Below are 15,485 nucleotides of genomic sequence, written 5' to 3' on the forward strand. Positions count from 1 at the left end.
CGCTCCTTGGAGGAATGCGCTCCATCCTACCGAAGGCCTCGCACGATGGGTATTGGTGACGAAGGCGATCATACCGTCGGTCGAGACTGTAATTTCTGACAGTAGCCCTATCGGCGGGCGTTTGTTTTGATGGTTAGAGGCACTCAGGAGCGTTGACGCACTATGGGCATCCACAGCAAAACGCCGATGCTTGCCGTGAACGATCCGCGCGGCTTGGCCATCCTGGCAGTGAATTACTGGCGGGCAGATGAAGCCCGCGAGGCTGAATCGCGGATCGAGCGGACGTTGCGCGACGCCGCCGGGCGCGCGGTCAAACAATGGGATGCGCGATTGTGGGCGCTGCAAGCGATTGATCCGCAGGCGCCCGCCAGTGTCCCCAGCGTCTACGCCCTCAACGATACCCCGCTGCGCTCGGACAGCAGTGATGCCGGCATTGAAGTGCAGTTACCCGGTTTGGCTGGCGAAATTCTGTTCAGTTGGGACAGCCGCGGCACATGCCGCCATATTGAATACGATGATTTGCTGCGCCCGCTCGCGGTGTTCGAAGAAGGCGCTGGCGTACCTCGGCGCAGTGCCGAGCGTTTCGCCTACGGCCGTCCCGGTGCGGGTGATCCGTTGCGCAATCAGCTCGGTCAGTTGATCCGCCATGACGATCCGGGCGGCAGTGTTCTGTTCACGCAATTTGCAATCACCGGGCAGTGCAGTGAAAACACCCGTCACTTCACGCTTAAACCGGTTGCCGCGGATTGGCCCGAGGCCATCGTCGATCGACAGCAATTGCTCGAGCCCGAAGGGGCAACCACGCAATGGCGCTATGCGCCGCTGGGACCTGTACTCGAACAGTTCGATGCCGGTGGCAATCGGCAGGCCTTCGCACTGACTTTCCACGGCCATTTACGCTCGGCTGACGTACGGCTCAAGCTTCAAACTCAGGACTATTCGGTCGTCAGTGATATTCGCTACGACGCTTACGGACAAGTCACTCATGAACTGGCAGGCAACGGCGTATTGACAGCGCTGAGCTACCGACCCGAAGACGGCCGCCTGCTCACGCGTCACGCTGAGGATGAGCAGGGCAATGTGCTGCAGCATCTGCTCTATGCCTACGACCCGATGGGCAATGTAACGAGCATCCACGACCAGGCATTACCCGTGCGCTGGTTCGCCAACCAGCGCATCGAGCCGGTCAGTCGTTATCGCTACGACAGTCTTTACCAGTTGATCCACGCCACTGGCTGGGAGGCCGGCGCTGCCGGTGGCGGGCCGACAGCGGTGGCCAATTACACGCAGGACTATCACTACGATACTGGCGGCAATCTGCTCAAGCTGACTCACGTTGGCGCACAAAGTCCTGGGCATCAACTACAGGCCGCGCGCTACAGCAATCGTTGCCTGCCGTGGCGCAATGGCGTGCCGCCCGACGAGGCAGAGATCGGCGCAGCATTCGATGCTCGAGGCAATTTGCTGTTGCTGGATCAGGGACGCCAGTTGCAATGGAATCTGCGCAATCAGCTGGATTCAGTAGCGGCCGTGCAACGCGGATCAGGCGTTGATGATTGCGAAAGGTATCTTTATGACGGCGCCGGTCAGCGTGTGCGTAAATCGGGGTCATCCCGGACCAACGCGCGCAACCTGCTCACGGACGTCCGTTATCTGCCGGCGCTGGAGTTGCGCACCGACATGGGTACGGGCGAGAACCTGCAAGTCATCACCGTGCAGACCGGCCTCAACAACGTCCGCGTTCTGCACTGGGAAAGCCCGCCCCCGATGGGTATCAACGACCTCTACCGATACAGTTTCAGCGATCATCTGGGCTCGATCAGTCTTGAGCTGGACGCTGACGCACAACTGATCAGCCGCGAGTATTTCTATCTGTTCGGTGCGACTGCGTGGGTCGATGAGCCCGATGTCAGTTATAAAACCGTGCGTTATTCAGGCAAGGAGCGCGACGCGACCGGGCCCTATTACTACGGCTATCGCTATTACATGCCGTGGCGCCAGCGCTGGTTGAATCCCGATCCGGCTGGGCCCGTTGACGGCCATAACCGCTACCGGGCCATGCGCAACAACCCGGCGGTCTATCGAGACAGTGACGGTCTTGACCCGGACAAGGCGCAAAGCGCGCCAAAGGATCGGCGCTATCACGATATGGCGGATCAGGGACTGGTGAATACGGTCCAGGCTGCTGGCATGCAGCCTGTCCGACTTTACTTCGAGAACGATCCGAACCCCGGTGTTCAGGCCTATCGCAACGAAATACCCATAGTGCTGGCTGAGTTGGGTGCAAAGGACAAGTCTGTGCTCAACACCCATCAGGCGCACGTTATTGCTGCCGCCCGGACGAACACGGCATCGCCGTCCGGTGCCGTGCTGTATCACTCCGGCGAGCTGGTTTCGTCAGCAATGAATCGAGTGGTGGGTGAGCAGATTACCAGTCGAGTAATGGGTCCCTTGTCTGTTGCTTTCAATAGCCCTGTGGAAGATCCCGACGTATTGGCTGCTCGACGCGGGGCTGTAGCCAACTTGTTCAAGGGCGGTGGGAAGCTATTGATGCACACCTCCAATCCTGCCGCGCAGTTGGTTGGGGGCAATGGGTGTAGCCATGGGCAATGCGATGCATATTTCAGAGGCGCAGACGCGCATTCAACATAGAGTGCTCAGCAGCCCCGTCAATGCGCCCTTGTCAGCGCCTTTGAGTACGCCCGCAATAGACTTTCAATCGTTGAACCAGCCATCGTCTGCGCGGCATCAAGCGCAGCTCCCAGAGCAGCGCACAGCCCCAAGCTTGTGGACGCAACAACTATTGGCTGCCGGTTTTACCGCGCCGTTGGAGGGTGTTCATGCGATTGATGGCGCAACTGCCGAAGACAAGTGGATGAACAGATCTCGCCGAAACTCGGGCTTCGGCTAGACGAAAAAAAGCCCCCGCCCAGCCCGCTGCGGATAGGGAACGCAACGGGCTGGACGAGGGCTTCTCGTTTTAGTGATCGATCACTGCGCGATGGTCTTCACCGACACGCCGCGTTCGATCGGGGTGGAGCGACCATAGATATCTTCGAAACGCTCGATATCGTCTTCACCCAAATACGAACCTGACTGCACTTCAATGATTTCCAGCGGGATCTTGCCCGGGTTGCGCAGGCGATGCACCGAGGCGATCGGGATGTAGGTCGACTGGTTTTCGGTAAGCAGGAACACGTTCTCGTCGCAGGTCACTTCGGCGGTGCCGCTGACCACGATCCAGTGTTCGGCGCGGTGGTGGTGCATCTGCAGCGACAGGCACGCGCCCGGCTTGACCGAGATGTGCTTGACCTGGAAACGCCCGCCCATGTCCACCGAGTCGTACGAGCCCCACGGACGATAGACTTCGCAGTGGTTCTGGGTTTCGCTGCGGCCCTGGGCATTGAGGGTGTTGACCATCTGCTTGACGCCCTGGACCTTGTCCTTGTGGGCAATCATCATCGCGTCCTTGGTTTCGACCACGACGATGTTTTCCAGACCGATCACCGAGACCAGTTTGCCGTTGCCGTGGATCATGCAGTTCTTGCTGTCCTGGATGACCACGTCGCCTTTGCTGACGTTGCCGTTGGCGTCTTTCTCGTTGACTTCCCACAGCGACGACCAGCAACCGACATCGCTCCAGCCGGCGCTCAGTGGCACCACGCAGGCGCGCTGGGTTTTTTCCATCACCGAGTAGTCGATCGAATTGTCCGGGCAGCAGGCGAAAGTGGCTTCGTCCAGGGTCACGGTGTCGGCGTCCTGCTGGCTGCGCTCGAGAGTCAGCAGGCAGGTGTCGTAGATGTCCGGATCGTGTTTTTTCAGCTCTTCGAGGAAGCGGCTGGCGCGGAACAGAAACATGCCGCTGTTCCAGTAGTAACCGCCGGATTCAACGTATTCGGTGGCACGTTTGACGTCCGGTTTTTCGACGAAGTGCGAGACGCGGCTGACGCCTTCCGGCAGCAGCGAGTCGGCGGTGGACTTGATGTAGCCGTAGCCGGTTTCCGGCTTGGTCGCTGGCACGCCGAACAGGACCATCTCGCCGTTCTCGGCTGCGACGGTGGCCAGGGCCAGCGCGCGTTGCAGGGCTTTCTGGTCTTCCAGCACGTGGTCGGCCGGCAGCACCAGCATCAATTCGTCACGGCCTTCATTGACCAGCATCATCGCGGTCAGGGCCACGGCCGGCGACGTGTTGCGGCCGAACGGTTCCATCAGGATGCGCTGGCATTCCAGATTGCGCGCGGCCAGTTGCTCGTTGACGATGAAACGGTGTTCCTTGTTGCAGACCACGATCGGCGTGTCCATACCTTCGAACACCAGGCGCTCGAGGGTTTGCTGAAACAGTGTGTGTTCGCCGGTCAGGGCGAGAAATTGCTTGGGGAATTGCTTGCGCGAAAGAGGCCACAGACGCGAACCGCTACCACCTGACAAGATCACCGGAATCATAATGTTTACTCCATAAAATCAATTTGGTTAGAGCCCTGTGGGAGCGAGCCTGCTCGCGATGGCGATGGCTCAGTCGACATTGATGTTGCATGTCAGACCGTATTCGCGAGCAGGCTCGCTCCCACAAGGGGTACTGCGTCAGTTCACAAAAGGATTAGCGAGTCGACACCGGGCGTTTCACCCAGACTGGCGACAGGTTGCTGCCGTTGCCGGTGACGTACAGCACCGCTGCCTCACCACGCTCCAGGGCGACTGGTTTCACGTCGCCGACTTTCTTGTCGCCTTCGTACAGTGCCAGGCTGACTTTCACCGGGTTGATTTCACGTTCGCCACGGCCCTTGGCTGCCACGTTCGGCACCACTTCGGTCTTGCCGTCGGCGGTTTTCAGGGTCAGCGATTTGTCGCTGAGGTTCTGTACACGCACCAGGGACTTCTGCTTGTTCTTGAACGGCGGCTCTTCGATCAGTTGCGGCGCGCCGGAAGCGTTGTTGACCAGGGTGTAGTAGTGGTCACCGGCGAGTTTCACCGGCAGGGTCTGGCTGCCGACTTTGGCGCTGTAGTCGCCGCCCGGCATGAAGCTGAAGTCGCTGCTGGCCAGTGGCGCGATGTCGCTCAGGTTGGTGCTGCCGACAGTCGCGCTGACTTCAGCGTTGCTGGCGTTGTAGACACGCACGAAGGTCGAACCTTTCGGTGCGGTCGGGCCGTACAGGGCGGCGTCGCCACCGGCGAAGGCTGGGACGGAAAGTACGCTGAGGCCAGCAACCAGTGCGAAGCTTTTAGCGAGACGACGAGGAGTTGTAGTGAAAGTCATGGTGTACCTCTCTTTCAGTTTTGCGCCCGATCGGGCGTCTCGGATTTAGTGTTGATGGCTACGTTTTGTTGGCGGGCGCCGGCTTGTTTGAGCTCTGCGACCCACTGCGGGTCGGCGTCGCCGATTTCGTTGTTCACAGGCAGATATCGTTCAGGAAACTCCCAGATCAGCACTTGTGGCGGGCTGTTCTTGAAGTCATCGCTTTTCAGGTAGCTGAGCATCGGCAGAATCGGGCCATGGCCGTCTTCGGCGTAGTTGACGACGTCGCTGTGCAGCGCTTGTTTGAGCGCACCGACGAAGTTCCAGTTGGGGTTGGCGCTGTAGCTGGTGCCGATCAGCGCGACCGGTACTTCGCTGTTGGCGAACAGGGCGTCGTCACCGGCAGGCTGCTCGGCGGCAACGGTGTTGCGTTTGAGCAGTGGCTCAGGCGCCGGCATCATGTTTTCGAACAGCGGATCGAGCGGCAGGAACAGACGCAGGTCGCCCTTGTGCGTGACCTTCTCTGCTGGCGTGGTAACGAAGCGCTGTGGCTCGCCGCTCAGCGGGAATTTCTCGGCAATGGTTTTCGCCAGAGTGTTGGCTGCGATCTCGGCACCTTCCGGGGTCCAGTGAGTGTCGGTGCGCAGGAACACTTGCTGACCGTTCTGCTTGGCCTGTTGCAGCGGGCCGAGCAGGTCAGGGGCGAGGATCTTGTCGGCCGCGACACGGGCGTGGAAATCCTGATACAGGTTCTGGTGAATGCTCGAAGGCTTCACTTCATCCAGATGCTCCGGATACAGACGCACCTTGGCCGGGACGATCGCCATCACCAGTTTCACGCCTTTCTCTTTCAGGGTCTGGCGCACGCCTTCGACCAGCGCGTAGTTGCCTTGCAGGTTCTGCTGTTCGTTGACGATCGGGTTGAATTCTTCATCGCTGTACAACCACTGGTCGCGGCCGAGCACGACGCCCGGACGACCTTCGTTGAACAGTTTGAAATCCAGCGCGGCCCAGAGGTTGGTGCCCAGACGCTTGATCGGGAATTCATCGTCGTAGTGGGTTTCCACCGCCTTGGTCCAGCGGCCATTGAGCACCGTCGCGTCGGCGTTGGTGCTGAAGCCGAAGAAGCTGCGAATCGACCACAGACCGAGGACCAACAGCGTCACCAGGAACAGGGCGATGTAGAAGATGCGTAATGAGCGGGTCATGTCAGATCCCTCAGAACTGGAAGTAAAGGAACGGCGAGAAGCTTTGCGCCGAGAGTTTGAGAATCGAGGCGATGAACAGCAGCAGGATCAGCCCGCGCATCACGTAGCGCGACCAGTCGGCGGTCCAGTAGGCCGGTTGCACCTGGGCTTCGACGCCGACGGTGTAGCCAGGTTCGTGGATGCTCGCCGGATTTTCCCCAGGCGCTGCCTTGATCATTCCCGGCGTCGCGGTCGCAGGGCCATCGGCCTCGACGTTGACTTCCGGTTTGGTCTTGGCTGGCGGCTGATTGGTGTACAGGTCACGCAGGCCGAAGAAGGCCAGGGTCACGTAAGCCACCACCAGGGTTGCCACTTGCAGACCGGTCAGGCTGGCCTGATTGAGTTCCGACAGCGACCAGTCGCCGAAGCTGAACATCGCGCCGTACATGCGCCCGGCAACGTGCAGGTTCTCGGCACGGAAGATCACCCAGCCCATCACTACCAGCAGGAAGGTCAGTGCCCAACGGATCGGGTTGAGGCTGCGCGGCGAAGTGTTCAGACCGAGCATTTTTTCGATCGCCAGCCACATGCCGTGCCAGGCGCCCCAGATGATGTAAGTGATGTTCGCGCCGTGCCACAGACCACCGAGCAGCATGGTCAGGAACAGGTTGCGATAGGTCATCAGCGTGCCTTTACGGTTACCGCCGAGGGTGATGTACAGGTAGTCACGCAGCCAGGTGGAGAGGCTGATGTGCCAGCGGCGCCAGAACTCGGTGATCGACTGGCTGATGTACGGCTGCTTGAAGTTTTCCATGAAGCGGAAACCCATCATCAAGCCCAGGCCGATGGCCATGTCGCTGTAGCCGGAGAAGTCGAAATACAGCTGCGCGGTGTACGCCAGCGCACCGAGCCAGGCGTCACCCGTGGTCGGGTTCTGCAGGGCGAAGCAATGGTCGGCGACCACAGCGAGGGTGTCGGCGATGAAGACCTTCTTGATGAAACCCTGCATGAACCGCGTGCAGCCCTCGGAGAACTTGTCGAGGGTGTGCGTGCGGTTGTTGAACTGGTCGGCCAGATCGCGGAAACGCAGGACCGGGCCGGCAATCAGGTGCGGGAAGATCGCCACGAATGCTGCGAAGTCGATCAGGTTGCGCGTCGCCGGAGTGTCGCCACGGTACACGTCGATGATGTAGCTGATCGATTCGAAGATGTAGAACGAAATACCGATCGGCAGCAGCACGTGGGTGAGGATGAACGGCTCGAGACCGAACGAAGTCATGATCTCGTTGATGCTGTCGACACCGAAGTTGGCGTACTTGAAGTAGCCGAGGATGCACAGGTCGACGGCCACGCCGAGCAGCAGCCAGCGCTGCGCCGGTTTGGTTCGCACGCCGGCAGCACCGACCTTGAGGCCGATCCAGTAGTTCCACAGCGTGACCGCTGCGAACAGCGCGAGGAAGTCCACTCGCCACCAGGCGTAGAACACGTAGCTGGCGATCAGCAGCAGCAGGTTGCGATAGCGTTGCCCGCTCAGGTAGTACAAGCCGAGAAAGATCGGCAAGAACAGAAACAGGAACACGTTGGATGAAAATACCATCCCGATCTCTCCATGTTTGAACCAACAGTCAAGGGCCAAAGCCCCCCCAAACCCCCCGTGATAGTGGAGGGGTGACACAGTGTTCGCTTGAGGTCGGAGCTGGCCTTCAGACCGCGCCCCTCACCCCCCGCCCTCTCCCGGAGGGAGAGGGAGCCTGATCTCCATGGTTTTCAAAAATGGAGATCGACTCGGTATTTCATTTCGGCGTAACTCGCACAGCCACCTCGGTCAGTCCCCTCTCCCTCCGGGAGAGGGTTAGGGTGAGGGGCTTTTAGCCCTTTTCATGCGACGGGTCGTAGACCTTGGTCAGGTCGCCGCCAAGACGGAAAGTCTTGAACGGTTGCATGTCGCGCTTCTTCTCGATCACATCCGGCGCACAGGTGTAGAGCGTGCAGAACGGTTCGAGCCAGGCGAATTTCATGTCCTCTTTCAGGTCGGTCATGTCCTGCTTTTTGCCGTTCTTTTCTTCGAACTCGTCAGGGTCCTTGACGCCGGCCAACACGCGGTCACCCAGACGCTTCAGTGCGCCATTGTTTTCCTGACGCAGATCGACACCATTGACTTGGGCGAAACTGGCGATCATCGCCAGCGGCGGCAGGGCGTAGTTGTGATAGGCGAGGGCGCGTTGCTGGCGCTTGAGTTCGTTGGGCAGGAAGCCATCGGCATCGACTTGATTGACGCCGACCTTGTATTCCTTCACCGCCCAATCAAACAGGTCGCGGCGGTTGGTGGCGACGGCGGTGGCCATCACCGACCAGGCGGCCCAGTACGAGTGGTTGTTGGTTTTTTCCAGCGGCAGGTTGTCCCAGTCGCTGACCACCTGATCAGCCATTTTGCTGAACCAGGCTTCGATCACCTGCGCTTCCTGCTGGTGCTGGGCCAGTGGATGCGAGTCGGAAAATTTCAGGCGAATGTACGACGAGGCCATGCTGCCCAGCGCCCATTTGCGCATCGACTTGCCGGTGTGGTTGAAGTCTTTGGACATCAACGCGTCAGCCTTGGCCCACGCGGTCAGCCAGTCGAGCGTGCATTCGAGCTGTTCCGGGCGACCGTCGCGCATGAACTGCATGACGCGCTTGGCGGTGCCGCGTTCCAGCGTGGTGATGTCTTTGGTGGTGTCGCGAAAGGCTTTTTCCGACTGCACGTTCAGCGTCGCGCGGGCCTTGTCCGAACCTTCGTATTTGCTGCGAAATTGCAGCGGACCGGTGTACGGCGCCGGCATCGCGTCGCAGCCATCGCTCTTGTCGCCGGTCTTGAATTTATCCACCGGGGCGAAGTAGCCCTGCGGTGGACGCAATGGCGCGGCAGCCTGAGTTGCCCCGGCGAACATCGCCAGGCTCAGAAGTGTCGGTGCCAACAGGTTTTTCAGTTTCGGATTTCGCATAGCAGACCTCATTGCCCGAGCTGCGCGGTCTGTTGACCGACGCCCGGGAATACGTTGCGTTTGCAGATTTTCGCTTCGACTTTTTGTGGCGCGGCGTCAGGTCCGGCTTCAGGACCCTGGACTTCGACCGCCAGCAGGTTTTGCGAGGCCCAGTCTTCGTCCGTGCGCAGCTCAAAGGCGAAACGACCGTCGGTGTCGGAGGTTTCCGGTTTCTCGATCTTGATGTCCTCGTGGCGACCGTTCATGTACCAGAGGGTGGCTTGCAGGGTTTTCACCGACGTGTCGGCGAAGCGGATGTCGACCTGATGGTTGGCGTTCTGCAGGTTCAGGTTCTTGCTGTTGACCAGCAGTTCTTGCTTGCTGCCCGGCTTCAGCGTGGCACTGGCGGACATCTGCGCGTCCTTGCCTTCGCAACCGTTATCGAGCAGGGCCATCATCTGGCGATAGATGGTTTCCTGGTCGAGGCGATACAGCGGCGAGAATTCCCAGATGAGAATCTTCGGCGGGGTCTTCTGGAATTCCTCGCTGCCCAGGTACTGCAGCATCGAACCTTCGAAGCCGCCGCCGGGGAAGGCCACGTTGAGGATGTCGGCGCCGATGGCTTCTTCGAGGAAACCGGCAAAGTTGTAGTTCTTGCCGCTGTGCGATGTACCGACCAGGGTGATCTGCGGATTGCCGGAATCGCCGAACAGGTCGCCGTCACCAGCCTCGCCTTTCGGCTCGGTGGTGAACTGGTCCATGTACTGGATCGCGTAGCTGGTGCCGCACAGTTGCCCGGCCATGTTGTGCAGAGTGCCGGTCTTGCCCATGCGTCCGGAGCGCTTGGTCTCGAATTCACGCTTGGGAATGTCGGCGAAGGCCGGGATCTGCTTGACCTTTTCGGCGACGATTTTTGCCGTGCGCTGGGCACCGTAAGGTGTCCAGTGTTGGTCGCCACGGAAGTAGAAATCGTGGGCGGGCAGGGTGTCCGGCAGCGATTCGTTGGTCAGTGGCGACAGGTCCGGCACCACGTAGCCCATCTTGGCGAAACGGCCGAGCATGGTCTTGTAGTTGCCCAGGGCTTTCTCGTAATCGAACGCGGCTTTTTCCTGCGGGTTGAGCTTGTTGCGGTTCACCAGGCCACGGGTCGGCTGGTAGACGATCACCAACTCGACGCCTTTGCTCTTGAACGCATCGTGCAACTGTTGCAGGCGCTTGTAGCCGGCCGGCGTGGTGTTGAACTCGGTGCGCAGGTCTTCCTGGGTACGGAACAGCCAGTCGCCCTGAGCCTGTACCAGGGTGGTGAAGTTCTGCTGATAACGCGTGGTGTAGTTCTTCGCGTCATGGGCCGCCGGGCACAGGTTGCAGCACGGCTCGGCGGTGAACTTCGGTGGCGTGACGCTTGCGCCGTCAGCGTCGGCGCGGGCGTTGCCGGCAGCGAGAATGCCGAGGGTCAGGGCCGAGAGGCTGAGCAGTTTGATCATGTGTGGGTGCATAAAAATTATCCTCAGTCCTGCAATTCGGTCTGGCGTTCGACAGGGTCGATCAGCACGGCTTTCTGCTGGCGCACCAACAGATCGAGAATTTCATCCTGGCGCTCGCCGAGGATGCCGTTGAAGCTGATCCCGCTGGACTTGGTCGGCGCCAGCATCGACACGCGATACAGCTCGACACTCAGCGGCGAGTCGATCGACAGCGGGCCGCTGCCATTGGCCGCCAGCTCGCCGCCGACGACGATCAGCGAGACCTGCGCGTCGAACGGGTCGAGCTTGATGTCACGGTCGGTGTCGGTCAGGTCCTTGATGTGGCCGTAGATACCGGTCAGGCCGTTGGTCATGGCAACATTTTCGTAGAGGCGGATGTTCACGCTGTTACGGATACGAATGCCGTGACGGGTATTGCTGATGACCTTGTTGCCCCACAGCAGGTTGTCGGCAGACTCGTAGAGCGTGATGCCGTCGGTGTGGTTCTTGTAGATCTCGTTGTAGGCAATGATGTTGTTGACGCTGTTACGGTCGATCACCAGGCCCGACAACTTGTTGTCGAAACTCTTGTTGTTGAAGATGAAGCTGTCGTTGACCTCACGGGAAATAATGATCCCGTGCTTCTTCTTCGTGCCGTGAACGGTGTTCTCGGCAATGATCAGACGGTGCGAGCGGTCATGCGGGTCGATGCCGTAGACGATGTTGTCTTTGTAGGTGTTGCCCTTGACCACAAAGTCGCTGGTTTCGTAGCAGTAGAAGCCGTACCACATGTCCGAGAACTCGGAGCCGACGATCCAGCCGGTCGGTTCCGGGCGCTTGAGGACCTTGGCCATGTTCGGCGTGTACTGGGAAATACTCACCCCGTACGACTTACTGTTGGCGTAACCGAAACTGGCCATCTTGCTGTTGACGATGTAGGTCTCGGTGCCGCCCCAGGCGAGCAGGAACGGACGGAATTCCTTCGGCGAACGGAAGGTCGCCGGGCCGTTGTCCTTCTCGCGCCAGCCGGTGACTTTGGTGTCACGCACGAACAGTTTGCCGTCGTTGACCAGGAACGAACCGGCCTCTTGGGACAGGCGCAGTTCCTGGGTCTGGCCATCGATTTCGAGGATGCCTTTCTCGCCGACCACGATCGGCAATTTGGCCAGGTACACGCCCGGGGACGTCTCGCTGAAATACTGCTTGGGCAGTTTTTTCGCCAGATCCTTGAGGTTCATGTAGCCGTCGTCGATGAAGATCGCCTGCGGGATGCCGTGCTGACGCACCACCCATTCGGCCATCTTGTTATCGCCGCCGATGAAGTCCTTCAGGGCGTTTTCCTGCATCATCCGGCGCACGCTGATCTTGCCCGGCTTGCTGCGCACGATCTTCGCGGCTGCGGCTTCGGCGGTGAAGCCGGAGAGGTCGGGCAGTGTCGGCTTGGCCAGTTTCAGCGCGTCGGTCGGCGCGCTGCTGACGGTGTAGGTCTTGGCCTGTTGCAGTTCTTTGGCCACGGTCGCAGGTTTCGCCGGTTCAACATTGGCGAAGGCGCCGGCGCTGGCCAGCAGCATCGCGCCGGCCAGCAGGCTGAGTGAGCCTGTTCTGGTGCTGATCATGTCGGGCACTCCCTTGGCGGTTTGCATCAGAAGCGCCAGATCACGTCAATGAATGCGCGGTGCATGTAGGAATCAACCTGGCTGCCGTAGGCATCGCCCGGTTTGAATACACCGCCACGGAAACGCACCAGTGCCGAAGGCTCGTCGATCGACTGGCTCAACGCCGCCGGCAACAGGCCTTGCTTGAAGTACTTGGTGACGACCAGGTCCATTTCCTGACCCAGGTCCTTGTTGCCATCTTCAAGCGGCAAGGATGTGCTGGAGAGGATTGCGCCGGTGACGTCGTCGGTGTTGTTTTCCACCGCGTTGATGCCGTTGCTGCCGACCGGCTTGTTGCCGTCGACACGCCAGAATTTGTGGTAGATCAGGCTGGCGTCGTACTCGTCGTTGACCATCCACGAACCGAACAGGGTGGCGGTCTGCATGTTGTTCATTTCGCCACGGAACGCTTCGCCGAAACGGTGCACGCGCGAGCGGGTACCGGTGTAGTTGGAGCGGTTGCTCTCCAAACCGTTCTGTTCGTAATCGGCACTGGCGCGGGCGTAGGCACCGCCGACTTGCCACTGCGGATCGAGGCGCAGACGCACGCCGACATCGGCTGCCCAGCCGCTGATGTCATCGCTGCGCTTGGCTTGGGTCGGGCGCGTGCCGTCGGCGTTCAGCGCGTTGACCGTGTCGCGGTCGCCGCTCATGCCGGTGATGCTGCCCCAGTAGTTGACGGTGTTGGTGTTGCGCCAGTTGTAGGCGTCGCTGTCGGCGGTCAGGCCGATCCAGCTGATGTCGCCGTTCTCGGTCTTGTCCAGCGAGTCGCGCGGGACGCCCGGCTCGGCGTAATCGAGTTTGCCGTCATCGTGGGTATGGTGACCGCGAATGCCGACCCACTGGCCCGGCGTCCACTGGTAAGCGGCGTCGGCGTAGGCGTGCAGGCGATCCTTGTCTTTCGGCGCCAGCTCTTTCAAGTCGGTGCGGTACTCGCTGAAACGCTCGGCAACACCGGCGTTGGCGCGCAGCAGTGTGGTGTCGAAGGTCCAGTTCAGCGCTTCGATGTTGGTGTCGCGCCATTGGCCGTCGTCATTGCGCAGACGCTGACGACCGAACTTGAGGATCTCGCCAGGGTAGGGCGTGAAGCCGCTGTAGCCGACCCAGAACTCGCGCATCGCCAGGTAGTTTTTCTTGGTTTCGCGATCACCGCTGTCGGTGGCCTGTTCGCCGTCCGATTGTTGCAGGGTGTCGGTCTCGATGATGTCGGTCGAGGTCACGGCCTGACCCATCGCGTAGGCGCTCCACGCGCCGCTTTCGCCGTAGATCCACGGACGCAGGTCGAGGCCCACGCCGTTGACGTCGCCGCCGCCGGCGGTGCCGAGGTCACGGTCGTCTTCGGACTGGCCGGTGAGTTTCACTTCCAGACCGAAGTTCTTGCTTTCAGTCATCGCAGCCAGTGTCGGGCAAGACCAGAGCAGCGCGAAGGTGAGGCCAATACCGGCCTTCACGAATGGGTTCAGCTTCATAGTTTTTCCTCGCCGTCTTCTTCTTGCAGGGCGTGCAGTTGCAGCGTGTTCGAGTTCAGGGCGCCACGGCTGGCCTGTTCCTGTTGCAACAGGCGGCGGGCTTCGGGCAGGCGCTCGGGCGGCAGTTGCGCCTCGAGGGTCGCTGCCAGTTCATCGGCTTGCGGGGTGTTCTGCGCCTTGGCCAGTTGGCTGAACACGTAGGCGTTCAGCGGGTCGGGCTTGGTGCCCTTGCCTTGCGAGAACAGCTGGGCGATGGCGAAGTCGGCACTGTTCTGGCCATTGCGCGCAGCGGTCAGCAGGTGGTCGAGAGCCTTCTGTGGATAGACCTTGCCCAGGTAGCCACGGCGGTAGATCTGGCCGAGGTAGTAATCGGCGGCGACTTCGCGGCCAACGGCTTTCTGGAAGTGTTCCTCGGCAACTTTCGCGTCAGCCGGAACCAGTTTGCCTTCGTAGTAGACCTTGCCCAGCAGCAGTTCGGCGCGCGGCTGGTCGGCGGCGCGGCCGTTGTCCAGGTACTTCATCATCTGGTCGACGTCGCCCAGTTCGGGGAAGTCGTAAAGCAATTGCGCGAGGGTGACCCACGACGCCGGGTAGCCCGGAGCGATCGGCTCGAGCAGCGCCTGCGCGGTTTTTTCGTCGGTCTTGCCCAGGGTCGAATCGGCCAGCACGCGGGCCACGGAATCGACACGCTGCGCGGTGACGGTGCCACGGCTGTAACCGGCCTGCATCTGCTTGATCAGCTCGGCCTGTTGCTCCGGCTGGCCACGTTTCTGGTAGACGGTGGCCAGTTCGACGTAGCAGATGTCGGTGGTGTTGAGCGCGGCCTTGCAGATTTTTTCCACGTCATCCAGGTGCTGGTCGTAGGTGCCTTGGGTGCGATACAGCAGCACCTGCGCCAGACCGGCTTCCGGGTAACCGGATTTGCGCCACTGATCGATCTGCTGCTGGGCGTTGATGTTCGGGAAGCTGTGCGGGTATTGCAGATACAGCATCGCCAGCGGGATCAACGTGTTGCCTTCGCCATTGGCGGCGGCTTTTTTCAGCAGGGTTTCGGCTTCGTGGTGCTCGGCTTCGGTGGAGCCCGGCTTGGCCACCAGCAGACGACCGAGACGTGCCTGGGCACGCGGCGACACGCTGGCCGCTGCGCGGTAAGTCGCTTCGGCCTGTTTCATCTGCGCCGGGTCGCGGCTGTCGACCTGGATATCAGCCAGGCCGACTTGCGCCTCGCTGTAACCCAGATCGGCCAGTTGCTGGTAATTCTGCGCAGCGGTGGCGGTGTCGCCACGCTTGAGCGCTTCGTTGGCCAGACGCTGATCGGGCAGCCCGGCGCAACCGGCCAGAGAAACTGCCAGTGCCAGCGAGCACACCATCAATCCCATGTGGGAGCGACGGTGCGGCGATCCGACCTGCTCGCGAAGCAGTCGACTCGGTACTTCAGACAAACCGCGCTGGCCCTTTCGCGAGCAGGCTCGCTCCCACAGGGTCGGCGGTGTGTTCAAGTTATGCGTAGTCACAGGC

10 protein-coding genes are annotated in these 15,485 nt (G+C 60.6%); 1 reads left to right on the top strand and 9 read right to left on the bottom strand.

Annotation, left to right across the window (positions count from 1 at the left end; translation table 11 throughout):
- Nucleotides 1-162 precede the first annotated feature (162 nt).
- Nucleotides 163-2,652 (top strand): RHS repeat domain-containing protein, encoded by a 2,490-nt coding sequence (locus HU724_RS05610; protein ID WP_186568163.1) that lies wholly within the window; start codon nt 163-165, stop codon nt 2,650-2,652.
- Between the two features lie 339 nt (nt 2,653-2,991).
- On the opposite strand, the gene HU724_RS05615 is transcribed toward HU724_RS05610, so the two are convergent.
- From HU724_RS05615 to algK, 9 genes are all read right to left on the bottom strand, one after another.
- Nucleotides 2,992-4,443 (bottom strand): mannose-1-phosphate guanylyltransferase/mannose-6-phosphate isomerase, encoded by a 1,452-nt coding sequence (locus HU724_RS05615; protein WP_186568165.1) that lies wholly within the window; start codon nt 4,441-4,443, stop codon nt 2,992-2,994.
- A gap of 154 nt (nt 4,444-4,597) precedes the next feature.
- Nucleotides 4,598-5,254, bottom strand: coding sequence for an alginate O-acetyltransferase AlgF (locus HU724_RS05620; protein ID WP_095180418.1), 657 nt, complete (start codon nt 5,252-5,254; stop codon nt 4,598-4,600).
- A gap of 14 nt (nt 5,255-5,268) precedes the next feature.
- Nucleotides 5,269-6,441: an alginate O-acetyltransferase gene (locus HU724_RS05625; protein WP_016771604.1), complete on the bottom strand. Its 1,173-nt coding sequence runs from the start codon at nt 6,439-6,441 to the stop codon at nt 5,269-5,271.
- Between the two features lie 10 nt (nt 6,442-6,451).
- A complete protein-coding gene (locus HU724_RS05630) occupies nt 6,452-8,017 on the bottom strand; it encodes an MBOAT family O-acyltransferase (protein WP_024011674.1) in 1,566 nt (521 codons plus the stop codon).
- 271 nt (nt 8,018-8,288) lie between these two features.
- On the bottom strand, nt 8,289-9,401 hold the full coding sequence (locus tag HU724_RS05635; RefSeq protein WP_186568166.1) for a mannuronate-specific alginate lyase: 1,113 nt from the start codon (nt 9,399-9,401) through the stop codon (nt 8,289-8,291).
- 8 nt (nt 9,402-9,409) lie between these two features.
- Complete coding sequence (locus HU724_RS05640; RefSeq protein ID WP_122751910.1) at nt 9,410-10,876, bottom strand: alginate O-acetyltransferase; 1,467 nt, start codon at nt 10,874-10,876, stop codon at nt 9,410-9,412.
- An 11-nt stretch (nt 10,877-10,887) separates the two neighbouring features.
- The gene (algG, locus tag HU724_RS05645) at nt 10,888-12,459 is read right to left on the bottom strand and encodes a mannuronan 5-epimerase AlgG (protein WP_051600606.1); all 1,572 of its coding nucleotides are present in this window, start codon (nt 12,457-12,459) and stop codon (nt 10,888-10,890) included.
- A gap of 26 nt (nt 12,460-12,485) precedes the next feature.
- A complete protein-coding gene (locus tag HU724_RS05650; protein WP_024011678.1) occupies nt 12,486-13,967 on the bottom strand; it encodes an alginate export family protein in 1,482 nt (493 codons plus the stop codon).
- The gene (algK, locus tag HU724_RS05655; RefSeq protein WP_437180347.1) at nt 13,964-15,481 is read right to left on the bottom strand and encodes an alginate biosynthesis TPR repeat lipoprotein AlgK; all 1,518 of its coding nucleotides are present in this window, start codon (nt 15,479-15,481) and stop codon (nt 13,964-13,966) included. Before algK ends, HU724_RS05650 begins: the two co-directional genes overlap by 4 nt.
- Between the last annotated feature and the right edge of the window lie 4 nt (nt 15,482-15,485).

Origin of the sequence: Pseudomonas iranensis (assembly GCF_014268585.2) — a bacterium.
GTDB classification, from domain to species: Bacteria; Pseudomonadota; Gammaproteobacteria; order Pseudomonadales; family Pseudomonadaceae; genus Aquipseudomonas; species Aquipseudomonas iranensis.